Source organism: Enterobacter sp. 241F3, from assembly GCF_034106785.1.
Classification (GTDB): domain Bacteria; phylum Pseudomonadota; class Gammaproteobacteria; order Enterobacterales; family Enterobacteriaceae; genus Enterobacter; species Enterobacter vonholyi.
The window spans coordinates 202313-226148 of the sequence record NZ_JAWNDD010000006.1 but is presented as its reverse complement, the minus strand read 5'-3'; the positions used below and the strand labels follow the sequence as shown (position 1 = coordinate 226148).

The following is a 23836-nucleotide window of genomic DNA, read 5'->3' as shown; positions in this document are numbered from 1 at the left end:
TTATTTGTTTCGGTTGCACATCGGGAAGCCAAGGGCTTCACGGGACGCGTAGTAAGCTTCTGCAACGGCTTTGGTCAGGGTACGAATACGCAGAATGTAGCGCTGACGTTCAGTCACGGAGATGGCTTTGCGGGCATCCAGCAGGTTGAAGCTGTGGGCGGCCTTCAGAATACGCTCGTAAGCAGGCAGCGGCAGCGGAGTCTCCAGCGCCAGCAGCTGCTGCGCTTCTTTCTCGTACTGCTCGAAGCAGGTGAACAGGAAGTCCACGTCCGCGTATTCGAAGTTATAGGTGGATTGCTCCACTTCGTTCTGATGGAACACGTCGCCGTAGGTGGTTTTACCCAGCGGGCCGTCGCTCCAGACCAGGTCGTAAACGCTGTCTACGCCCTGAATGTACATCGCCAGACGTTCCAGACCGTAGGTGATTTCACCGGTGATCGGCTTACATTCCAGACCACCCACCTGCTGGAAGTAAGTGAACTGGGTCACTTCCATACCGTTAAGCCACACTTCCCAACCCAGACCCCAGGCACCCAGCGTTGGGTTCTCCCAGTTATCTTCCACGAAACGGATGTCGTGGATGGTTGGATCCATACCCAGCTCTTTTAGCGACCCGAGGTACAGTTCCTGAATGTTGTCGGGTGATGGTTTAATCACCACCTGGAACTGATAGTAATGCTGCAGACGGTTCGGGTTCTCACCGTAACGACCATCGGTCGGACGACGGGAAGGCTGCACATACGCGGTCGCCATTGGCTCTGGCCCCAACGCACGCAGACTGGTCATCGGGTGTGAAGTGCCGGCGCCGACTTCCATGTCCAAAGGTTGAACAATGGTACAGCCCTGACGAGCCCAGTAATCCTGTAAGGTCAGGATCAGGCCCTGGAAGGTCTTGGTATCAAACTTTTGCATAGTATTTCGTGCTGGATACGTGTGGTTTTAAATGGAAGCGACCAGTATACCCGCTGGCTGCAAGATATACAGTACGAAACGGGGTTGTTTAGGGAAAATTGGGAAATAAGCCTTCCGGCCAGAACGCTGACGGCGTCTGGCTGCTGATTATACGAGCAGGCTAGCGCATGGAGAGGTGTAAAAACTGACCGTCCGCATCAAACGAGCAGACAAAGCCCTCTTTGCGCGACGTATGGCCCCGTAGCTCGTAGCTTCCCTGAAAACGCTCGAACCCGGTGACATCAATTTTTTGAACGTCCGAGTTATAGCGCCGAGCGGCCCGATCTTTACAGAGCGCTTCCATATTCAGCGAACGTTCCGGGCTCATTTTACCCTGCTGCGCTTTTTGCACGGGTGCTTCTTGCGGCGCACTGCATCCCGCCAGGATCAACAGCAGAAAGAGTGACGCCACACGCTTCATCATCATTTTTATTACCGTCCCGGTCAGCGGCTGTTATTTTTAGTATCAACACTTTTATAGATTAAGGACTGCCATTCTGCGAATCTCGCGGTCTCCCGGCAAGCCTGCGCATAAAACTCAGAATTTTCCAAACGAAGACTTTTGGACAATGGGAGTCACACTCAATTTACAGGGAATACGAGGAACTGATGCCGTCAAAAATTAACTGGATTGATAACCTGCGAGGAATAGCGTGTCTGATGGTGGTCATGATCCACACGACGACCTGGTACGTCACGAATGCCCACAGCATCAGCCCCGTTAACTGGGATATCGCCAATATTCTCAACTCTGCGTCACGCGTCAGCGTGCCGCTGTTCTTTATGATTTCCGGCTTTCTCTTTTTTGGCGAGCGCAGCGCGCAGCCAAGGCACTTCATCCGCATCGCAGCCTGCCTGGGGTTTTACAGCGCCGTTGCCCTGCTCTATATCACCCTATTTACCTCAATAAACGCCGGACTATCGCTGAAATACGTGCTGCAAAAACCGGTGTTCTACCACCTGTGGTTCTTCTTCGTCATTATCGTTATCTATCTGGTCTCCCCGCTCATTCAGGTGAAAAACGTCAGCGGGAAAATGCTTCTGGCCCTGATGGTGGTCATTGGCATTGTCGCCAACCCGAATACGGTCTCGCAGAAAATCGACGGCGTTGAGTGGCTGCCGGTGAACCTCTATATCAACGGCGATACCTTTTACTACGTGCTTTACGGCATGCTGGGGCGCGCCATCGGGATGATGGAGACGCAAAAACGCGGTCTGAACTGGCTCTGCGGGGCACTGTTTATCGCCGGCGTGGCGGTGATTTCACGCGGGACGCTGCATGAGCTTCAATGGCGCGGTAATTTTGCCGATACCTGGTATCTCTACTGCGGGCCGATGGTCTTTATCTGTGCCGTATCGCTGCTCACGCTCGTTAAAAACACTCTAAATGCGCGTCCCCTTCCCGTACTGAGCGTCATTTCACGACACTCTCTCGGGATTTACGGTTTTCACGCGCTGGTGATCCACGCGCTTCGGACACGAGGCGTCGAGCTTAAAACCTGGCCGGTGCTGGATATCATCTGGATTTTTGCCGCGACCCTGGCGATCAGCCTGCTGCTGTCGATGCTGCTGCAAAAAATAGACGTTCGCCGCTTCGTCAGCTAACGCTGCGCTGCCGGGCGCGATGGTACTGGCGCGGGGAGGAAAACCCTGCCGCCAGGGAAGCCTGCTCCACGCCGCGCCCGTGCAATAGCCACTGCTCCGCCACCGCCAGACGCAGCTGCTCCAGATAATCGCGAACGCTAATGCCTAAATGAGTCTGGAAAAGCCGGGTGAGATGGCGCGGGCTGACGTGCGCCAGCGCGGCGATGTCAGGCAAGCTCCACGCTTTTTGCGGCTCGGCCGTGAGCGCATCCTGCGCCCGATGGATCGCCGGATGAAGATGATTGCGGTAGCGCAGCCACGGGGATAGCTGGGGATCGTCACCGGAACGGCGGAACCAGACCACCATCTCGCGCGCCACACTCAGCGCCTTTTCGGGACCGCACAGGCGGTTAATCATATGCAGCGCCAGATCGATGCCCGACGTGATCCCCGCGCTGGTCCAGATGTTCTCGTCCTGCACAAAGATGCGGTTTTCTTTAATCGTCGCCGAGGGGGCTGCGGTGCGTAAACGGCTGATAACGTCATGGTGGGTTGTACACTGCCGGTTGTTCAGCAGGCCCGATTTCGCCGCCAGCAGCGCGCCAGAACAGACGCACATCACCGTGATATCCCGGCGCTGAATGGCCGGCTGCAGGCGCATCAGCCAGTGCTGTATCCGTAACGCCTGCGGCGTCGAAAACTGAGCGCGGGAGTCACTCACGCCGGGCAATACCAGCAGGCTCCCCTCTGGAAGACGTTCCGGCAGCGGCTGAATGCCGCTCATCGTCAGGCCTATCGATGTCGGAACGTCAGGTTGCGGGCCAATGTAATGCAGACGAAACGCGTCGCCAGCCAGCACAAAGGTCTCTGCCGGGCCCGTCATATCTAATGACAGCACCCCGGGCAACATGACGAACCAGACGTCGATGCTCATTACAGTGACTCCAGCGTCTCCGCTACCGTTTTAATTTCGGCAAAACGCCCGGACAGTACCGTTTCGGTACGGTGGCGAATTTCCGCTGCGCTAAGGGTTATCCCTTTGTACGTCATGGGAAACGTCAGCGTCGCCTCGCTTACAAAGGTCACAGCATAACCCAGATCGGATGCCACCCGGGCGGTGGTTTCACAGCATTGTTCAGTGCGAATGCCGCAGATAATCAGCTGGTTGATATCACGCTCGCGCAGCCAGCGGTCAAGCCCGGTATCCGTGAAGGCATTATGGACGTGTTTCTGAAAAACCACATCCGGCTGATGACGTAAAAAGGCCATCGGTTTGACATAGCCGCTTTCCAGGGTGAAAGGACCGTCTTCATCCACGTGAAAAATATCAACGACCGGGATATTACGTGCCTGGCAGCCATCAATCAGCCCCAGCATCGCCTGCTGAAAGGCAGGGATCTCGCTTTCCTGCCAGTAATTGCGGTGATGGAAGGACTGCTGAGTATCAATATTGATGAGTGCAATACGTGACATGATGAATCTCCTCGCCGGTGGGTGTGACACCATACTGGCAAGGAAAGGAAGGCACGCACAGACCAAAAAAGGACATCCTCGTGCCTCTCCCGGACAAGCGTATTTACGACATCAGCGGCAGCAGCTGCTGGTAGATTTTACGGAATACCGCGCGCCTTTCCGCGTACCGCGCATGGTTTACCGCGTTCGGGAAATGCGCCTGCTCAAGGGTAAGCTGCGGCAGCAGTTGTGAAAGCGGTTTTTCCGGGTTCACAGCAATCTGCGCCAGACGCGCGGCGCCGAGCGCGGGGCCAACATCCCCTCCCGTGCGGAAATCCAGCTGCAACCCGCTGATATCCGAAAGCATTTTTCGCCAGTAAGGGCTTCGCGCACCTCCGCCAATCAGGGTGACGCTCGTCGGTTTCAGGCCGCAGTCGTGCACCACGTCCATCCCGTCGGCCAGCGCATAGCCCACCCCTTCCAGAACTGCACGCGCCAGTTCTGCCGGACCATGCTGATGGGTTAAGCCAAAAAACACCCCTTTCGCTTCCGGGTTGTTGTGCGGCGTACGTTCGCCAGAAAGATACGGTAAAAACCAGACGGTACCGGCATTTTCATCCGCCTGCTGTGCTGCGGCAATCAACGCAGGAACATCGGCCATCCCGGTCAACTTCGCCGCCCAGTCCAGGCAGGATGCAGCGCTCAGCATCACCGACATCAAATGCCATTTCCCAGGAAGCGCATGACAGAAACTGTGCACAGCGCTTTCAGGATTACTACGATACCCATCGCTGACGGCAAAATAGACGCCAGAGGTTCCAAGCGAAAGCATCGCCTGACCCGCCTCAACCATGCCGACGCCCACGGCACCCGCGGCATTGTCACCGCCCCCGGCAACCACCGGCACGGCAGACATATTCCAGCGTTCCGCAACGTCCGGCAGCAACATGCCTGTTACCTCGCTACCTTCGAACAGCGCGGGCATGTGTTCCCGGGTTAGATGGCAAGCATCCAGCATCGCCTCGCTCCAGTCGCGTTTCGCCACGTCGAGCCACATCGTGCCTGCGGCATCGGACATGTCGGAAGCAAAATCGCCCGTCATACGAAAGCGCAGATAGTCTTTCGGCAGCAGAACTTTCGCCACCTGACGGAAAATCTCCGGCTCGTGTCGCTGCACCCACAGCAGTTTGGGCGCAGTAAAGCCAGGCATCATCAGGTTGCCGGTAATTTCACGAGACGTGGGTACATGCGCCTCAAGAAGCGCGCACTCTTCCGCACAGCGGCCATCGTTCCAGAGAATGGCGGGTCGCAACACGCGATGCTCGCTATCCAGCAAGGTTGCACCGTGCATTTGCCCGGCAATCCCCAGCGCTTTAACGTCGCGCAGGCTATGCTGCTCGCCTAAAGCTTTGATTGCACGATCCGTTGCCTGCCACCACTGCTCCGGGTCCTGTTCCGACCACAGCGGATGCGGACGTGAAACCTGCAGCTTTTCAGTCTGCGTTGCTAACACCTCGCCCTGCTCGCTTAACAGGATGGCTTTCACACCCGATGTGCCCAGATCGATCCCGATATACATTGCGGTGACTCCTTTGACAGAAATGCCCGGTGGCGCTTCCGCGTACCGGGCCTGGATGCTGTTATTTATCGAACAGGTAGTGATTAACCAGATTTTCCAGCAGCTCCTGGTGCCCGCTCTGGTGCTGCGGCGCCAGCTGATGGTGTTCAGCGTACTTCGCGATGTCCGCAAGCGATAACTGCCCTTTCAAAATTTGCTGGCCCAGCTCACTGTTCCAGCCGCTGTAGCGCTTCGCCACGCGTTTATCCAGCTCGCCGTCTTCAATCATACGTGCCGCCACTTTCAGCGCCAGCGCCATGGTGTCCATCGCGCCAATGTGGCCGTAGAACAGATCGTATTTGTCGGTGCTCTGGCGACGCACTTTGGCGTCAAAGTTCAGGCCACCGGTGGTGAAACCGCCCGCTTTGACGATCTCGTACATCACCAGCGCATTCTCTTCCACGCTGTTCGGGAACTGATCGGTGTCCCAGCCCAGCTGCGCATCGCCACGGTTCGCATCGACAGAGCCGAAGATGCCCAGCGCAATCGCAGACGCGATCTCGTGGTGGAAAGAGTGGCCCGCCAGCGTGGCGTGGTTGGCCTCAATGTTCACTTTGATCTCTTTTTCCAGACCGAACTGCTTCAGGAAGCCATACACCGTCGCCACGTCGTAGTCATACTGGTGCTTGGTCGGTTCCTGCGGCTTCGGCTCGATCAGCAGCGTGCCGCGGAAGCCGATTTTGTGCTTATGGTCGACAACCATCTGCATAAAGCGGCCAATCTGCTCGCGCTCCTGACGCAGGTCGGTGTTCAGCAGCGTTTCATATCCTTCACGGCCACCCCACAGGACATAGTTCTCGCCACCCAGCTGATGCGTGGCGTTCATTGCCGTCACCACCTGCGTGGCCGCCCAGCTAAACACTTCCGGATCCGGGTTGGTTGCCGCACCCGCGCCGTAGCGTGGGTTAGTGAAGCAGTTTGCCGTGCCCCAGAGCAGCTTCACGCCGCTTTGCTGCTGTTTTGCTGCCAGTACATCCACCATCTGTGCAAAGTTGTTCAGATACTCTTTCAGCGATGCGCCTTCCGGCGACACGTCGACGTCATGGAAGCAGTAGTACGGCACGTTCAGTTTGTGGAAGAACTCAAACGCAACGTCGGCTTTGCGCTTTGCCAGTTCGATGGCCTCACCCGGCTGCTGCCATGGGCGATCAAAGGAGCCCACGCCGAACATATCGGCGCCATTCCAGCAGAAGGTATGCCAGTAACAGGCGGCAAAGCGCAGATGATCTTCCATGCGCTTACCCAGCACCAGCTCATCCGGGTTGTAGTGACGAAATGCTAAAGGATTGGTCGTTTTCGGGCCTTCGTAACGAACACGATCGAGTTGGTCGAAATAAGCTTGCATATTGAGCTCCATAATCAGGGTATGCGGCGAGTCGTTGATACAGGAGTAATAGTGAATAGACATTTTGGGTTGCTCAATTACGTTATTTCACACTGCTATTGAGAGAATGCACAACTGTGCGCTGGCTCGCAAAATAATGCGCAGACAAACTATTTTTCGGCGCATATTCCAGAATCAAATGTAATTAAGACGTTACGTATTTTAAAATCCGATCGCGGTCATAAATTCAGAAATAAACCAAATATCATAATGCGAAGATAAAAATCTGTAATTGCCAGCCCGCCTTTCCGCGTTAAAAATTTGCTGCGTCCCAGCAGTGAATGTTTCTTTTATCTCAGCAACATATACCCCTACAAAAAGGCCTAATAATTATGAAGATAAAGAACCTGACTCTAACGCTCTGCACTACGCTCCTCCTTGCAAGCTTTGCAGGACATGCCAAAGAGGTCAAAATTGGCATGGCGATTGACGACCTGCGCCTGGAGCGCTGGCAAAAAGATCGCGATATTTTTGTTAAAAAAGCAGAATCCCTCGGCGCCAGCGTGTTTGTTCAGTCGGCTAACGGCAACGAAGAAACACAAATGTCGCAGATTGAGAATATGATTAACCGTGGCGTCGATGTGCTGGTCATTATCCCCTATAACGGCCAGGTATTAAGTAACGTGGTGAAAGAAGCCAAACAGGAAGGCATTAAAGTCCTGGCCTATGACCGCATGATTAATAATGCGGACATTGATTATTATATTTCGTTCGACAATGAAAAAGTCGGGGAATTACAGGCGCAAAGCCTGATCGACAAAGTGCCTCAGGGCAATTATTTCCTGATGGGCGGCTCGCCGGTGGATAACAACGCCAAGCTGTTCCGCGAAGGGCAAATGAAAGTCCTTAAGCCGTACATCGACAACGGGAAAATTAAAGTGGTCGGCGATCAGTGGGCCGACGGCTGGCTGCCAGAAAACGCGCTGAAGATTATGGAAAACGCGCTGACGGCCAACAACAACAAAATTGATGCGGTTGTGGCCTCCAACGATGCCACCGCAGGCGGTGCTATCCAGGCCCTGAGTGCACAGGGGCTGGCCGGTAAAGTCGCCATTTCAGGACAGGATGCCGATCTGGCTGGCGTAAAACGCATCATCGCAGGCACCCAAACCATGACGGTCTACAAACCGATTACCGAGCTTGCCAATACGGCGGCGGAAATCGCCGTGGAACTGGGCAATGGCAAGCAGCCTAAAGCAGACGCAACGCTAAATAACGGGCTGAAAGACGTTCCGGCTCGCCTGCTCACCCCTATTGAAGTCAATAAAGAGAACATTGACGCCACCGTCATTAAAGACGGCTTCCACAAGAAGAGCGAACTGTAATCCGGCGCGTCCCCTGCTTTGCGGGGGCGCATCACGTTGTACTGTTCTTCCCTCGGGTTATGTGGAGCAGTTATGCCTTATTTACTTGAAATGAAAAGCATCACCAAGCGCTTCGGCACGGTGAAAGCCGTCGATAACGTCAGCCTCCGGTTGAACCCCGGCGAAGTGGTTTCGCTGTGTGGCGAGAACGGCTCGGGCAAGTCGACGCTGATGAAAGTGCTGTGCGGGATCTACCCGCACGGCAGCTACGAAGGCGAAATCGTCTTTGCCGGTGAAGTTATCCAGGCGACTCACATTCGTGATACCGAACGTAAAGGCATCGCCATCATCCATCAGGAACTGGCGCTGGTGAAGCATCTCACCGTGCTGGAGAACATTTTCCTCGGGGCCGAAATTTCCCGCCACGGCGTGCTGGATTACGACACCATGACGCTCCGCTGTGAAAAGCTGCTGGCGCAGGTGAGCCTCAGCATTTCACCGGATACCCGCGTGGGCGACCTGGGCCTTGGGCAACAGCAGCTGGTCGAAATAGCGAAAGCGCTCAATAAACAGGTCAGGCTGCTGATCCTTGATGAGCCTACAGCCTCGCTCACCGAACAGGAAACCGCGGTTCTGCTCAATATCATCCGCGATCTGCAAAACCACGGCATCGCCTGCATCTACATTTCACACAAGCTGAACGAGGTTAAAGCCATTTCGGATACCATCTGCGTGATCCGCGACGGGCAGCACATCGGCACGCGTGAAGCCGCCGGGATGAGCGAAGATGACATCATCACCATGATGGTAGGGCGCGAGCTGACGGCGCTCTACCCGAATGAGCCTCACACCAAAGGTGATGAAGTGCTGCGCGTGGAAAACCTGACCGCGTGGCACCCCGTTAACCGCCATATCAGGCGCGTCAATAACGTCTCGTTTTCTCTGCACAGCGGCGAAATTCTCGGTATTGCCGGGTTAGTCGGCGCCGGGCGCACGGAGGCCGTACAGTGTCTTTTTGGCGTGTGGCCGGGGCGCTGGGAGGGCACGATTTATATCGACGGCCAGCCGGTGAAAATCGACAACTGCCAGCAGGCGATCGCCCGCGGCATTGCCATGGTGCCGGAAGACCGCAAAAAAGACGGCATCGTGCCGGTCATGGCGGTGGGGAAAAACATTACGCTGGCGGCGCTCGATCGCTTCTCCGGCGCGCTGAGCAGCCTGGACGATGCCGCAGAGCAACAGTGCATCCTCCAGTCACTCGCCCGTCTGAAGGTCAAAACATCCTCTCCGGAACTGGCGATTGGTCGCCTGAGCGGCGGCAACCAGCAAAAAGCCATTCTGGCGCGCTGCCTGCTGCTTAATCCACGCATATTAATCCTTGATGAACCGACGCGCGGGATTGATATCGGTGCCAAATATGAAATCTACAAACTGATTAATCAGCTTGTACAGCAAGGGATTGCCGTCATTGTCATTTCGTCTGAGTTACCCGAAGTGCTCGGCCTGAGCGACCGCGTGCTGGTCATGCATGAGGGGAAACTGAAAGCCAACCTGATTAACCAGAACCTGACGCAGGAGCAGGTGATGGAAGCCGCTTTAAGGAGCGAACGTCATGTCGAAAAGCAATCCGTCTGAGATCAAAGTCGCCGTTCCGACGCCCGGTGCGTTCGCAGGGCTAAAAGCGCTGAACCTGCAGGTCTTCGTGATGATCGCGGCCATTATCGTCATCATGCTGTTCTTTACCTGGATGACCGATGGCTCGTACTTAAGCGCGCGAAACGTCTCCAACCTGCTCCGCCAGACCGCCATCACCGGCATCCTGGCCGTGGGCATGGTGTTCGTGATTATCTCCGCGGAGATCGATCTGTCGGTCGGGTCGATGATGGGACTTCTCGGCGGCGTGGCGGCGATTTTTGACGTATGGCTCGGCTGGCCTCTGCCGCTGACCGTAGCGGTCACGCTGGTGCTGGGTCTGGTTCTGGGGGCCTGGAACGGCTGGTGGGTAGCCTATCGTAAAGTGCCGTCGTTCATTGTCACCCTGGCGGGGATGCTGGCCTTCCGCGGGATCTTAATCGGCATCACTAACGGCACCACCGTCTCCCCGACCAGTGCAGCCATGTCGCAGATTGGCCAGAGTTACCTCTCAGATAGCGTGGGCTTTTCCATCGGCGTGGTGGGATTGCTGGCGTTTGTCGCATGGCAGTGGCGTGGACGCATGCGCCGTCAGGCGTTGGGGCTCGCTTCTCCGGCGTCAACGTCGGTGGTGGGGCGTCAGGCGCTCACGGCGGTCATTGTGCTGGGCGCCATCTGGCTTTTAAACGACTACCGCGGTGTCCCGACACCCGTCCTGCTGCTGGCACTTTTACTGTTGGGCGGTATGTTTATGGCGACGCGCACCGCGTTTGGCCGCCGTATTTATGCCATTGGCGGCAACCTTGAGGCTGCTCGGCTTTCGGGTATTAACGTCGAACGCACCAAACTCGCGGTCTTCGCCATTAACGGCCTGATGGTCGCTATCGCCGGGCTGATCCTCAGCTCAAGACTGGGCGCCGGCTCTCCCTCCGCCGGTAACATCGCCGAGCTGGATGCTATCGCCGCCTGCGTCATTGGCGGTACCAGCCTCGCAGGGGGTATCGGTAGCGTGGCAGGCGCGGTCATGGGGGCATTTATTATGGCGTCGCTGGATAACGGGATGAGTATGATGGACGTCCCGACGTTTTGGCAGTATATCGTCAAGGGGGCAATTCTTTTACTGGCAGTCTGGATGGATTCGGCCACCAAGCGACGGGCCTGATAACGGTATTGTGACTTAATTAGGAAGTGAGCCATGTTTGAAAAGCGTCACCGCATTACGTTGTTATTCAATGCCAACAAAGCCTACGACCGTCAGGTGGTGGAAGGCGTGGGTGAATATTTGCAGGCGTCGCAATCCGAATGGGATATTTTTATTGAAGAAGATTTCCGCACCCGTCTGGAGAACATCAAAGACTGGCTGGGCGATGGCGTCATCGCCGACTATGACGACCCCGTCATCGAACAGCTGCTGACCGACGTCGACGTTCCGATTGTGGGCGTCGGCGGCTCCTACCATTCGCCCGAACACTATCCTCCGGTTCACTATATTGCCACCGATAACCATGCCCTGGTCGAGGCCGCGTTTCTCCATTTAAAAGAGAAAGGCGTCCACCGCTTTGCGTTTTACGGCCTACCCGCCACCAGCGGCAAGCGCTGGGCCGTTGAGCGTGAACACGCGTTTTGCCAGCTGGTCGCGCAGGAGAAGTATCGCGGCGTGGTCTATCAGGGGCTGGAAACCGCGCCGGAAAACTGGCAGCACGCGCAAAACCGCCTCGCTGACTGGCTGCAAACGCTGCCGCCGCAAACCGGTATCATTGCCGTGACGGACGCGCGTGCGCGCCACGTGCTGCAGGTCTGCGAACACTTACATATTCCGGTGCCCGAAAAGCTGTGCGTGATTGGCATTGATAATGAAGAACTGACCCGCTATCTGTCCCGCGTGGCGCTTTCCTCCGTTGCCCAGGGCACTCGTCAGATGGGCTATCAGGCGGCGAAGCTGCTGCACCGTCTGCTGGATAAAGAATCTCTGCCGCTTCAGCGCCTGCTGGTGCCACCGGTTCGCGTCGTGGAACGTCGCTCGACCGATTATCGCTCCTTAAGCGACCCGGCCGTCATTCAGGCCATGCACTATATTCGCAACCACGCCTGCAAAGGGATTAAGGTCGATCAGGTGCTGGATTCGGTGGGTATTTCGCGTTCGAATCTGGAGAAGCGTTTTAAAGAAGAGGTGGGCGAAACTATTCATGCCGTCATCCATGCTGAAAAGCTGGAGAAAGCACGCAGCCTGCTCATCTCCACATCGCTGTCGATCAACGAAATCTCGCAGATGTGCGGTTACCCGTCGCTGCAATATTTTTATTCGGTGTTTCGCAAAGAGTATGACACCACGCCGAAAGAGTATCGGGATCGCCACAGCGAGGTGCTGATCTAGAAAAGAAAACGCCTTCCAGTGGAAGGCGTTTTTTTGATATTACATATGGGCGGCGATTAAGCGCTGGTTATCCTGGTACATAGCAAACAGATAGTTGTTATAGCTCTGTCCCTTCGTCGAATACCCTTTCAGCTTGTGGATCATCGTACTGGCCGTCACTTCCTGGTCCGCTTTACGCAGCTGAGCGCGTGATTTCCGGAACGATGAGTAGGCCGGGTGCGTGTTCAGATTCACCACATAGGCGCTAACGGAATCTTTCACGGATTCAAACTGCGAATAGCCTTTCACTTTGCCCGGCGCATTAGTACAACGGCCTTTAACGCATTTCATGCCGAAAAGGTTGTTGTTGCTACGCGCAAGCTTAGAAGTCCCCCAGCCGCTTTCGGCTGCAGCCATGGTCGCAACCATACTGCCTGGGATAATATCCACACGCTCAAGGAGAGCATTCCACGGAACACGACGCGTGTTACCGTTCCAGCTCAGCTTGTAGCGCTTCGTGATATCCTTCAGACGCGCGCGCTCGGATGGCGACCAGCGGCTATCGTACTGTTTGGAAATCAGCCAGTTACGATCCGCAGTAATCGCGGCATTTTGACTCGTGATGTAAGGCATTACCGTCCGGAGAAACGCTTTTTTCCTTGGTGTTCCGGAAGGGTATTTTCGCAAATCAGGAAGTGAACTACTCTTTGCACTATTGCGAGAATACTCTTGTTTACTGCTAACCTTACTACTTGTCGTCTTTATTACGTGGGCTTTCTTACTCGTTGTATCCGTGTGCGTCTTCGCAAGCACCTCACCCGAAAATGCCGTGGTGAGTAACATGAGTATCGCAGCCCCATATCGTCGAATGGGAGTCGATATCATTAGGTCTCCTGGTCGGATGTAATCATCCTAACACCTTATTTTTTTACAAATTTGAGAGCGGAATCTCAAATCATATCAAAAATAGACTTCAAGAGCACGTATAGAAATAGTCCAATTCCGAAACTATGTCACCTGAAACTTGCTCATAAAAACATCATTCCACAAAAACTGTGTGCGCTATCGCAGATAACTGCCTAATTTTGCGCGAGATCACTCATCCTCACGCATCCTCCTGGCGGAAACCGACTGGGGATGAGTTTTTGCCCCTCGCCTGATGGCACACTGGTCAAAAATGCCGCGACAGGAAAAAGGAATGAAACGTACCGCATTAGCCTTTCTGATGTTACCCGCACTGGCGCATGCCGACTGGTCATCGCCAGGGTTTAGCGCATTTAGCGCCGAAGGCACCGGGGTCTTCACCAGCCAGGCAAAGCTTGCGAAGGGTACGCGTCCTCTTACGCTGAGTTTTGACAAGACGTGCTGGCAGCCTACAGGTGCGATAAAACTCAATGAGATGCTGTCGCTCAAGCCCTGTGACGGCACGCCGCCGCAGTGGCGCCTTTTCCGCGGCGGTGAATACCAGATGCGGATTGATACCCGCTCCGGCACGCCCACCCTGCTGCTGACGATTCAGAGCGCCGCAGAACAGCCGGTTGCAAACGTCATCCGTCAGTGTCCGAAGTGGGACGGTAAGCCGCTGACGCTGGACGTCAGCCATACCTTCCCGGAAGGCTCCGTCGTGCGCGACTACTACAGTAAACAGACGACGACGGTGCAGAATGGAAACATCACTCTGCAGCCAGCCGTCAACAGTAACGGCCTGCTGCTGCTTGAGCGCGCCGAAACCGACAGGTCTGCGCCGTTTAGCTGGCAAAATGCCACCGTCTATTTTGTGCTGACCGACCGCTATGCGAATGGTGACCCGGGTAACGACAACAGCTACGGTCGCCATAAAGACGGCATGCAGGAAATTGGCACTTTCCACGGTGGCGATCTCAAAGGACTTGCCGGCAAGCTCGATTATTTACAGCAGCTGGGAGTGAACGCGCTCTGGATAAGCTCCCCGCTTGAGCAGATCCACGGCTGGGTCGGCGGTGGCACCAAAGGAGATTTTCCTCACTACGCCTATCACGGCTACTACACCCAGGACTGGACAAAACTCGACGCCAACATGGGCACCGAAGATGATTTACGCCATCTTGTCGACGAAGCGCACAAGCGCGGGATCCGCATTCTGTTCGATATCGTTATGAACCACGCTGGCTATGCCACGCTTGCAGACATGCAGGAGTATCAGTTTGGAGCCCTGTACCTGCAGGGTGATGAACTGAAAAAGACGCTGGGAGAACGCTGGACGGACTGGAAGCCGGGCGCGGGACAAAGCTGGCACAGCTTTAACGACTACATTAACTTCGGCGATAAAGCCGCATGGGAAAAATGGTGGGGTAAAAAGTGGATCCGCACCGACATCGGTGATTACGACAACCCCGGTTTTGATGATTTAACAATGTCGCTGGCGTTTTTACCCGATCTGAAAACGGAATCCACCGTCCCTTCCGGGTTGCCCAATTTCTATCAATACAAGCCCGATACCCACGCGAAAGCGATTCCGGGCTATACCCCGCGCGACTACCTGACCCACTGGCTCAGCCAGTGGGTACGTGACTACGGCATCGACGGTTTTCGGGTGGATACGGCGAAACACGTTGAGCTTGCGGCCTGGAAACAGCTGAAAGACCAGGCAAGCCAGGCGCTGGCCGCCTGGAAAGGCGCTCACCCGGACAAAAAGATCGACAACGCACCGTTCTGGATGACCGGGGAATCCTGGGGCCACGGGGTGATGCAGAGCGATTATTACCGTCACGGTTTTGACGCGATGATTAACTTTGACTATCAGGAGCAGGCGGCAAAGGCGGTGGATTGCCTGGCCGATATGGATCTCACCTGGCAGCAGATGGCGGAAAAGCTGCAAAACTTCAACGTGCTGAGCTATCTCTCATCACACGATACGCGTCTGTTCCGCGAAGGGGGCCAGCGCGCGGCGGAGCTGCTCCTGCTGGCGCCGGGCAGCGTGCAAATCTATTACGGGGATGAGTCTGAGCGTCCATTCGGGCCAGCAGGCTCCGACCCGCTGCAGGGCACCCGTTCGGATATGAACTGGCAGGACGTTACGGGCAAGCAGGCCTTAACCGTCGCCCACTGGCAAACGCTGGGTCAGTTCCGCGCCCGCCACCCGGCGATTGGTGAAGGCAAACAAACCACGCTGTCGCTGAAAGAGGGGTATGGCTTCGTACGTGAACATGATGGCGATAAGGTGATGGTCGTCTGGGCGGGGAATCAGTAGATCATACCCCTCACCCTAACCCTCTCCCCATGGGGAGAGGGGAGGAGCTCCAGAATTATTCACTACACAAACCCATTCCCGCCCTATAAAACAACAAATCCGACCACACCACCCGATTTGCACCAACACGGTGCTAGCGTTATGGTTACCCACTTTCAAAATAAGCTCGACAGATCACCTGCTATGACGTTTTCACTTTTCGGCGACAAATTTACCCGCCATTCAGGCATTACTCGCCTGATGGAGGACCTCAACGACGGGCTGCGCACACCGGGCGCAATCATGCTCGGCGGCGGAAACCCGGCTCAAATTCCGGAGATGACGACCTATTTCCAGACGCTGCTCGCTCAGATGCTGGAAAGCGGCAAAGCAACCGATGCGCTTTGCAATTACGACGGCCCGCAGGGTAAAACCGAACTGCTGGCACTCCTCGCCGAAATGCTGCGTGACGAGCTGGGCTGGGATATCGAACCACAGAATATTGCACTGACAAACGGCAGCCAGAGCGCATTTTTCTACTTGTTTAACCTGTTCGCAGGGCGTCGCGCCGACGGCACCACCAAAAAAGTGCTGTTCCCGCTGGCGCCGGAGTATATCGGCTATGCCGATTCCGGCCTGGAAGAGGATCTGTTCGTCTCCGCGCGCCCGAACATCGAGCTGCTGCCGGAAGGCCAGTTCAAATATCACGTCGATTTTGAACACCTGCATATTGGTGAAGAGACGGGCATGATCTGCGTATCGCGCCCGACTAACCCAACGGGCAATGTGATCACCGATGACGAACTGATGAAGCTGGATGCACTGGCAAATCAGCACGGCATTCCACTGGTAATCGATAACGCCTACGGCGTACCGTTCCCGGGCATTATCTTCAGCGAAGCACGTCCGCTGTGGAACCCGAACATTGTCCTGTGCATGAGCCTCTCTAAGCTGGGACTGCCGGGCAGCCGCTGCGGCATCATCATCGCCAATGAGAAAATCATCACCGCCATTACCAATATGAACGGTATTATCAGCCTTTCACCGGGCGGCATTGGCCCGGCGATGATGTGCGAGATGATCAAACGCAAGGACCTGCTGCGTCTGTCGAATGACGTGATTAAGCCTTTCTATTACCAGCGCGTTCAGGAAACAATCGCGACAATTCGCCGCTATTTGCCGGAAGAACGCTGCCTGATCCACAAGCCCGAAGGAGCGATTTTCCTGTGGCTGTGGTTTAAGGATTTGCCTATCACTACCGAACTGCTCTACCAGCGCCTTAAAAAGCGCGGGGTGCTGATGGTTCCGGGCGATTATTTCTTCCCGGGACTGGATAAGCCGTGGCCGCATACCCATCAGTGCATGCGCATGAACTACGTCCCCGACCCGGAAAAAATCGAAGCGGGGGTTAAAATTCTCGCCGAAGAAATCGATAAAGCCTGGCTCGAAGGCAATTGTTAAAAAATAAGGCTCTTCAAATGAAGAGCCTTATTTTTCCGTGATCTGAATCTTACAATAAGGATATATCCTGTAGCGTTTCATTTATCATCCCCATTGAGTTTTCTTAGGAATATTCCTTTAATTTACGCCCACTAACTACTCACTCAATAATTAAGCATCGATTAAATAGCCTAACTTATTGTTATTTTGAATAACCACCTACACCGAAGAAAAATATCTTCCTCAGCCACTTTCATGCATATTTAAAAATACTGCATATACTCACTAATACGCCGCTCGGCGTTCTTTTGCGTGGAGTATTCATATGCTACCTAATAATGTTAGTCGCATCAGCGCTATTGCTGTTGCGGTACTGCTCGCGTTCTCTCTTTCTGCCTGTAGTGGAAGCGGTGGCGGATCACACTCAACGGCCAAAAATAACCCTGCAACGGGAAGCAGCAGCGGCTCAGATGATGGAAGTGGCACAACCGCGAGTAATGGCGGTTCGAGCAGCAACGGAACGGGTTCGGATACCGGGACAGGCGCTGGTGGCGGAACGGGTTCTGGTTCTGGCTCAGGCTCAGGATCAGGGGGCAGTGGAGGAACAACTACCTCAGGCGTAAATACGATACTGGGTGATGCAGGTAAAACCGTGACCAGCGTCGGATCCACTGTGGATGGCCTCGGAAGCCAGCTTCCAACAAATAATCCCGTCACATCAACCGTTTCAACCACCGTCAGCGGTGTTGGCAGTGCCGTGTCCACCGTGGGGACAGGCGTCACGACTGGCGTTGGCGATCCAAACAACCCGAACGGTGTGGGTACAACGGTTAAAGGCGTGACCACGTCGGTCACCTCCCTCGGCAATACCGTTTCAACGGTAGGTACGGGTCTGGCGAGTTCCACTTCCGGAACATCGGTCAGCGGCGTAACGGGCCTGACGGGCAGCGTGGTAAACAGTACCGGGCAACTGGTCAGTAACACCGGCACGGGTCTCACCAACACGGTAAGCAGCCCTGCAGTCACTCAGGTAACAACCGATACCACGACCCTGGCTAACAAGACGCTGGGCGGAGTACAAGGCGTGACGCAAACCGTAGGCACCACAACGGGTCTCGGCACACCGGTCAACGGTCTGCTAACCCAGGTGGGTGGTACCGTCAGCGGCGTAGGGACCAACATTAGCAGCAGCAATAGCGGGCTTAGCAGTGTCGGTCAGGTCGTTCAAAATGTCGGCCAGACGGTCACGGATAGCGGTACGCTAGTGAAACCCACATCAACCACCGGAGGCAGCGGCACAGGATCTCTGACGGCCGATGCCAATGTGACAGCCACAAACAATAGCCTGAGCACAACGGTCAATACCACCCTCAATACGCTGACTGCGGGTGTAACGGCCAATGCAGGCACAACCCAAAATACATCTACGACAAACCCGATTAATGGGCTCAACACGTTAACCACGAGTCTACTGACGTCAAAACAGTAATCCTTTTATTGCCTGTCTGCGCCCCTGGTTCAGGGGCGCTTTATTCAGCGACACTTACCCCAACCGGGGATGACGAACAGGGATTGCGCGATGAAACTCCACTTCCTTTTTTCGCTGACGGGGCTGGTTGTGCTGAGCATGGCCCGCGCCGATACTCTGCCCTCTATTATTAACCCCGATAACCCGGCGCAAGTTTCTCGTAACGTTGCCCCCGAACAGACTGAAGCCGTTCAACAGCCGACCGTCAAAATAGAAAAACCGAAGTCAACGCTGACGCCTGAAACGCCCATTACCATTAATCACATTCAGTTTATTGGCGGCACGCGTTATCCCTTGAAGGAATTACTTCAGCCCTTCAGGCCTTACGCCGGAAAAACCGTGCCGCTAAAAACGCTCACGGGGCTGGTAAACGATATTACGGCGCGCTACAAGGCTGACGGTTTTCCGCTCTCCTATGCCTGGCTGCCCGATAATAATTTCCAGCAGGGCAATATTAAAATTGTTCTGGTTGAAGGCTATGTCGCTCATAGCGACATCACCAGTAATAACCCCCACATCGCTGAACGTCTTAAACGTCTGTCCGAAAAAATCATGGCGGAAAAACCGCTTTCACAGGATACGTTCGACCGCTACAGCCAGCTGATGACGCGCACCCCGAACGTTCCGGTTACGGCTAACGCGCAGCTGCCAACCAATATCTATGGCGCGGCGGCGATGCAAATAACCGGCAACCAGGAGCGGAGCTGGAATATCGCCTCGACGATCGATACCCGTAAAGGGCAAGATTTAATGATGCTGAACGGCACGCTCAGCAACATGACAAGCTATGGCGATCAGCTTGGCGTGGCCACGCTTGTGCCGTTAGATAGCCACACGCGAAAAAACTATGTCGGGCTCAACTGGCAGCAGTTTTTAAACGATGAAGGGCTGACGATGCAGCTCAAAGGCAGCTATTACCATGAAGAGCCGCGAGATTTTTCTCCCCTGCTCTCTTTGCCGAATAATATCAGCGTCGATTCGAAGCAAAAAACAACGCAATACAACGGCGGCGTGACGTTTGGCTATCCCCTGCTGCTGACGCAAAAATCACAAATTAATCTGACCAGCGGTTTTGATTACACCGACCGCCAGGATGATTATGCTCTGCAGGCCAGACTACAGGGCAAAACCTATAGCCTTGACTCCGTCAATCAGCACGCGCGTTATCCCGCCCTTGAAGTCGGCATTAATGGTGCACATCAATTCTCAACGGCCAGCATCAGCGGCCGACTCAACGTTCGTCAGGGTATTGATGCGATGGGTGCCGATATCGTCTCGGCCCCCAGGCCCGATATTAATTTTACACTCACGAAAAGCTATCTGGACGCAGCCTGGCTGTTTGCCGATAAATGGCGGCTATCAACCTCCTGGGAGGGAGACTGGTCAAACAACACGCTGCCCGAGCCCGAACGCGTTAGCTTCGGTGCCCAGCGCTTTGGACGAGGATATCAGGACAGTGAAGCAAGCGGTGACTACGGCTACGGCGGGCAGGTAGAACTGCGCTATATCCAGATGCGAAAAGAGAGTACCTGGCTTGCCACTATCCAGCCCTACATCCTGGCCGATACCGCGCAAACCTGGTTTAACACCTCCGGCTTGCCTCATCAGCGGCTCGGGTCAGTGGCGGCAGGCGTGATGGTAGGCGATACCCGCCACTATAGCATCACGGTTGAGGCGGCAAGACCCGTCGGGGATGTTCCGACAGACAGTCGCAACAGAGACTGGCGCTACAGCCTGACGTTTACCTGGAATTTCAATAAAATGCAGTAAGCTTTTCAGCCCGAAGACTGGCAGGATCAACACAGCGCAGCGCGTGGGTTGGACAGGCCTCCACGCAGGCCGGTCCGCCTTCGCGATGCAGGCACAAATCACATTTCAGCGCTTGTGCCTTACCCCCATCCAGACGCACCTGCATCGCCCCAAACGGACAGGCGACCATACAGCTCTTGCAGCCAATACAGCGCGTCTGCTCAACAAGCCAGGCGCCCGCCATAAGGCAAATGGCATGGGTTGGGCAGACATTGGCACAGGGTGCGTCCTCGCACTGATGGCAACCCACCGCCGTAGTATATGTATCCCCCTTCACAACCCGCAGGCGAGAGGTAAAAGCCTCTGCGGTGAAGTCATCCTGATGCGCAACCGCACAGGCCACTTCACAGGTGCGGCACCCGATGCATTTTTCCGCATCCGCCATGATAAATCGGTTCATCTGTTACGCCTCGCGTGCATTAAAAGCGGGTACTGTATACATCATACATACCGCCAGATTCAGCGAAGGTGTTATGGGTCAAAGAGGATGCGCTCAGCCGGAATTGATATGCTCTTTACAGTACCGCCGTTTCCAGACAGCGGGTGTTAAGCCCGTATGCTTTGAAAATATCTGCCGAACATAGCCCACGTGATTAAAACAGCAGCGGTTTGCCACTTCGGTCAGCGAGGCAGAGCCATCCAGCTACGGTTTTCCGCTGCCCTGACTGAGGCGATGTATCGCCTCAGTCAGGGTTAAATGGAAAGTCCGGCGAAACACGCGCCTGAAGTAATCAATACTGCCGTGCAACGCTTTTGCTGGCTGCGACTTCGAAAGCGGTAAATGAAACTACGTGCGAATGAGCTGCTTCGTCTTCCACGCAATCGCCGCACCGGCCTGATCCGCGCTGTCTTCATACTCTTAAGAGAGCGACACCTGCTATAAAATCATCTCCAGCGCCAGCCTTGCACGCTGACTCTTATTCCCTGGTTCAGTTGGGCAAATCGGGGAGAAGGAGAAATGCGGATCTGGGTGGATGGAACATAAACAAGAATAATATCACCTTTATGAATATATAATATTTTTATGGAGTTCGGTGATGCCGAGTTCCCTGATTATCATCGATTGAAAGACAATGTGATCTAACCCTCGATATTGTTTTTTTGCAGCCGTTCAGCTCAGACATACCATTGTCTGAGATGCCTTTTAGTGTTATTCCATAAAGACACACAGCTAAAAATAAGGATATCCCATGGAATTCACAGAAAGATTAAATGCCTTATCAAATAAAATAAGACAACAACTTGATGCAATTAATACTGAAGAAGCAACAAAAACTGCATTTGTAATGCCATTCATCCATAACGTTCTGGGTTATGATGTTTTTGATCCTTCAGAGGTGACACCTGAGTTTGTCTGTGATGTTGGTACAAAAAAAGGCGAGAAAATCGATTATGCCATAATGAAAAACAATGATGTGCAGATACTTATTGAATGTAAAAAAATTGGCGAACCATTAAATATAAATCATGCCTCGCAATTATTCAGGTATTTTCATGTAACAAACGCCAGAATTTCAATACTCACCAATGGACAAAATTATAAATTTTTCACAGATCTGGATGCCCCTAATAAAATGGATGAAAAACCATTTTTGGAAGTAGATCTTCTTGATATTGACGAAAATATCATACCTGAGTTAAAAAAAATAACTAAGTCTTCCTTTGATTTGGAATCAATTATCAATGCTGCTGGTGAATTAAAATATGTCAGCCAGATCAAAAAAATCCTGCACTCTCAACTAAATAATCCTGAAGATGACTTTGTGAAATTTTTTGCATCCCGAGTTTATGATGGGATTCTGACTCAAAAAGTCAGAGAGTCTTTTTTAAATTTGACCAAAAAAGCTGCAAGTCAGTACATAAATGATCAGGTTAATGAGCGCCTCAAGTCAGCTATTACGGGCATAACCCCAGCGATCATCGAAACTCCAAATGAATCATCACATATTGAGGAAGACGAACATAAAGATGAAAGCGACGTGGTTACAACGCTAGAGGAGCTCGAGGGATATCATATTGTTAAAGCAATCACCAGAGCGGTACTGGAGGCACCCCGTATAACTCATCGAGATACCAAAAGTTACTTTGGTGTTCTTGTAGATGACAACAACCGCAAACCTCTTTGCCGATTGCATTTTAATCGCACACAAAAATACATCGGACTTTTCGACATAGAAAAAAACGAAACGCGTCACCCTATAACGACAGTCGATGATATCTATTCCTTTGCTGATATGCTGAAAGCAACAGCAGCTCTATATAATTAATTTTTTACCCAGGCAGCACGCGACGTGCTGCCTCAGCCCGAAATACGCTTCGAAGTGCGCTATGAGCGCATCACGTGCATCCTTAAAAGCGTCGTACATGGAATCACCTGAAACAACAGCATGGAACGTCAGGGAAAAGCCGCTGGCGCTACCGTCTGAATCAGAATGAATGTAAGCCGGAAAAAACATAACGACTCCTGATATCCGTGCTTAATTCCCGCCTTTCACCAAATACGGGCGAGAGTGCCAGATTTAATTTTCTTTAAGAATGATACACATGATGCACATCTTTATTGATGGCGCAGATCGCATTAGCATATCAGGAACATTAATGAGGAAGTTTTTAAGGGAAAGGAAAATGGGAGTTCATTACAATCAAAAATACCCGGCGGCGCTTCGCTCGCGCGGGCATACGTAAAACTGCGATGGCAGTTCAAGTAGGCCGGGTAAGGTGAACCTGCCCCCGGCTTTACCGCATCAGAAACGCCAGGTCAGGCCGGTCATCAGCGCGAAGCTGTCATCGCGGTCGATCATCGGGCTGTTCTTCACGTCGTCAGGCAACACGGTGTAAACCGCGCTGGCGTTGAGGTATAGATTCTGGGTTAACTGATATTTAGCCGCCAGGCCAACGTATGGCGTCCAACTGTCGCCAGCGGTGTATTTATCCAGTCCGGAGCGGCGAGACTCGCTGCCGGATACGCCGTAGTAATAGTCGTTATAGCTTTCGTCGCTGTAGAAAACACCAACAGAAGGTGTCAGGGTCAGGCGCTCCATTTTGATCGGACGGAAGTACGATACCTCGCCCACCACGCCGCCGCTTTCATCCATCGCATCGCCAGAAACGGCCACTTTCAGCGACCCCCAGCTTTCGTGACGGTAGTACGCCCCACCGAGGAACGCAGATGCTTTACGCTCATCAAGCTGCTTCATCTGATGGTCGTCGTTGTCATCAGGATCGAAATGCAGCGGCATCCACGTTGCGGTCAGGCTGAGTTCATTTTTTGCGTCTTTCCAGAGGATCCATCCACCCGTGGTCTGGCGAACATAAAAGCGATCGCCTTCGTAGCTAATTAACGGTACTGCGGTAGTATTTTCGTTATAACCTTTGTAAGGAGACTCATTAAATACAGCCCCCGCTCCAAGTGAAAAATCACCAGCCATGGCAGACGTTGATGCAAATAACGTGGCCGCGATGAGTAAATTGTATTTAATAGTCATTCTATGTAATCCATTTAAATGCCAAACAAGCGAGGCGCATAATAATGGTTACAAAATTGCCAATGCAACGCTGCGGTTTATATAATAT

At 53.7% G+C, this 23836-nt stretch carries 20 protein-coding genes and 3 pseudogenes; 12 read left to right on the top strand and 11 right to left on the bottom strand.

Annotation, left to right across the window (positions count from 1 at the left end):
• Together glyQ and UR504_RS16825 are read right to left on the bottom strand one after the other, a co-directional pair.
• Window positions 1-912: a glycine--tRNA ligase subunit alpha gene (glyQ, locus tag UR504_RS16830; protein WP_003860141.1), complete on the bottom strand. Its 912-nt coding sequence runs from the start codon at window positions 910-912 to the stop codon at window positions 1-3.
• Window positions 913-1072: 160 nt separating this feature from the next.
• Entirely contained in the window at window positions 1073-1378 is a 306-nt protein-coding gene (locus UR504_RS16825; RefSeq protein ID WP_024909071.1) for a YsaB family lipoprotein, read from the bottom strand.
• 182 nt (window positions 1379-1560) lie between these two features.
• Here UR504_RS16825 and UR504_RS16820 point away from each other — a divergent pair, with 182 nt between their 5' ends.
• A complete protein-coding gene (locus UR504_RS16820; protein ID WP_302238290.1) occupies window positions 1561-2556 on the top strand; it encodes an acyltransferase in 996 nt (331 codons plus the stop codon).
• On the opposite strand, the gene UR504_RS16815 is transcribed toward UR504_RS16820, so the two are convergent.
• The 4 genes from UR504_RS16815 to xylA all read right to left on the bottom strand — a co-directional run bounded on the left by UR504_RS16815 (window position 2549) and on the right by xylA (window position 6950).
• Complete coding sequence (locus UR504_RS16815) at window positions 2549-3469, bottom strand: GlxA family transcriptional regulator (protein ID WP_302238288.1); 921 nt, start codon at window positions 3467-3469, stop codon at window positions 2549-2551. The genes UR504_RS16820 and UR504_RS16815 overlap by 8 nt on opposite strands.
• Window positions 3469-4008, bottom strand: a complete 540-nt coding sequence (locus UR504_RS16810; protein ID WP_302238286.1) for an isochorismatase family protein — start codon at window positions 4006-4008, stop codon at window positions 3469-3471. The genes UR504_RS16815 and UR504_RS16810 overlap by 1 nt, the downstream gene beginning before the upstream one ends.
• Before the next feature lie 103 nt (window positions 4009-4111).
• Window positions 4112-5566: a xylulokinase gene (gene xylB, locus UR504_RS16805; RefSeq protein WP_320739941.1), complete on the bottom strand. Its 1455-nt coding sequence runs from the start codon at window positions 5564-5566 to the stop codon at window positions 4112-4114.
• Between the two features lie 61 nt (window positions 5567-5627).
• On the bottom strand, window positions 5628-6950 hold the full coding sequence (xylA, locus tag UR504_RS16800; RefSeq protein ID WP_302238338.1) for a xylose isomerase: 1323 nt from the start codon (window positions 6948-6950) through the stop codon (window positions 5628-5630).
• A 371-nt stretch (window positions 6951-7321) separates the two neighbouring features.
• Between xylA and xylF the strand changes: the two genes are divergently transcribed.
• The 4 genes from xylF (at window position 7322) to xylR (ending at window position 12299) form a co-directional block, all read left to right on the top strand.
• A complete protein-coding gene (gene xylF / locus UR504_RS16795; RefSeq protein ID WP_111964335.1) occupies window positions 7322-8314 on the top strand; it encodes a D-xylose ABC transporter substrate-binding protein in 993 nt (330 codons plus the stop codon).
• A gap of 72 nt (window positions 8315-8386) precedes the next feature.
• Window positions 8387-9928 carry a xylose ABC transporter ATP-binding protein gene (locus UR504_RS16790; protein WP_115876672.1) on the top strand — a complete coding sequence of 514 codons (1542 nt, stop codon included), beginning with the start codon at window positions 8387-8389 and terminating at the stop codon, window positions 9926-9928.
• Window positions 9906-11087: a xylose ABC transporter permease XylH gene (gene xylH, locus UR504_RS16785; RefSeq protein ID WP_133293538.1), complete on the top strand. Its 1182-nt coding sequence runs from the start codon at window positions 9906-9908 to the stop codon at window positions 11085-11087. The genes UR504_RS16790 and xylH overlap by 23 nt, the downstream gene beginning before the upstream one ends.
• A gap of 33 nt (window positions 11088-11120) precedes the next feature.
• A complete protein-coding gene (gene xylR / locus UR504_RS16780; RefSeq protein ID WP_021242460.1) occupies window positions 11121-12299 on the top strand; it encodes a D-xylose utilization transcriptional activator XylR in 1179 nt (392 codons plus the stop codon).
• Window positions 12300-12338: 39 nt separating this feature from the next.
• Here the strand turns inward: xylR and UR504_RS16775 are convergent, their stop codons facing one another.
• Window positions 12339-13163 carry a protein bax gene (locus UR504_RS16775; protein ID WP_111964332.1) on the bottom strand — a complete coding sequence of 275 codons (825 nt, stop codon included), beginning with the start codon at window positions 13161-13163 and terminating at the stop codon, window positions 12339-12341.
• Between the two features lie 313 nt (window positions 13164-13476).
• Between UR504_RS16775 and UR504_RS16770 the strand changes: the two genes are divergently transcribed.
• The 5 genes from UR504_RS16770 (at window position 13477) to UR504_RS16750 (ending at window position 20224) form a co-directional block, all read left to right on the top strand.
• Window positions 13477-15507, top strand: coding sequence for an alpha-amylase (locus UR504_RS16770; RefSeq protein ID WP_302238275.1), 2031 nt, complete (start codon window positions 13477-13479; stop codon window positions 15505-15507).
• Window positions 15508-15690: 183 nt separating this feature from the next.
• Entirely contained in the window at window positions 15691-16947 is a 1257-nt protein-coding gene (gene avtA, locus UR504_RS16765; RefSeq protein WP_302238272.1) for a valine--pyruvate transaminase, read from the top strand.
• A 317-nt stretch (window positions 16948-17264) separates the two neighbouring features.
• Window positions 17265-17549 (top strand): hypothetical protein, encoded by a 285-nt coding sequence (locus UR504_RS16760; RefSeq protein ID WP_302238269.1) that lies wholly within the window; start codon window positions 17265-17267, stop codon window positions 17547-17549.
• A 50-nt stretch (window positions 17550-17599) separates the two neighbouring features.
• The gene (locus tag UR504_RS16755) at window positions 17600-18415 is read left to right on the top strand and encodes a collagen-like triple helix repeat-containing protein (protein WP_320739937.1); all 816 of its coding nucleotides are present in this window, start codon (window positions 17600-17602) and stop codon (window positions 18413-18415) included.
• Window positions 18416-18505: 90 nt separating this feature from the next.
• On the top strand, window positions 18506-20224 hold the full coding sequence (locus UR504_RS16750) for a ShlB/FhaC/HecB family hemolysin secretion/activation protein (protein WP_302238265.1): 1719 nt from the start codon (window positions 18506-18508) through the stop codon (window positions 20222-20224).
• Here the strand turns inward: UR504_RS16750 and UR504_RS16745 are convergent.
• Window positions 20208-20663, bottom strand: a complete 456-nt coding sequence (locus tag UR504_RS16745) for a 4Fe-4S dicluster domain-containing protein (protein ID WP_271369152.1) — start codon at window positions 20661-20663, stop codon at window positions 20208-20210. The genes UR504_RS16750 and UR504_RS16745 overlap by 17 nt on opposite strands.
• A gap of 93 nt (window positions 20664-20756) precedes the next feature.
• Window positions 20757-21113: pseudogene (locus UR504_RS16740) on the bottom strand (helix-turn-helix domain-containing protein); the annotation flags it as partial.
• A 45-nt stretch (window positions 21114-21158) separates the two neighbouring features.
• On the opposite strand from UR504_RS16740, the pseudogene UR504_RS21590 reads away from it, so the two are divergent.
• Window positions 21159-21248: pseudogene (locus UR504_RS21590) on the top strand (hypothetical protein); the annotation flags it as partial.
• A 205-nt stretch (window positions 21249-21453) separates the two neighbouring features.
• Window positions 21454-22530, top strand: a complete 1077-nt coding sequence (locus UR504_RS16735; protein WP_115876680.1) for a type I restriction endonuclease — start codon at window positions 21454-21456, stop codon at window positions 22528-22530.
• Between the two features lie 48 nt (window positions 22531-22578).
• On the opposite strand, the pseudogene UR504_RS21585 reads toward UR504_RS16735, so the two are convergent.
• Both UR504_RS21585 and UR504_RS16730 read right to left on the bottom strand, forming a co-directional pair.
• A pseudogene (locus UR504_RS21585) lies at window positions 22579-22719 on the bottom strand (type II toxin-antitoxin system HicB family antitoxin); the annotation flags it as partial.
• Window positions 22720-23007: 288 nt separating this feature from the next.
• Complete coding sequence (locus UR504_RS16730; protein WP_133293532.1) at window positions 23008-23748, bottom strand: MipA/OmpV family protein; 741 nt, start codon at window positions 23746-23748, stop codon at window positions 23008-23010.
• Window positions 23749-23836: the final 88 nt, after the last annotated feature.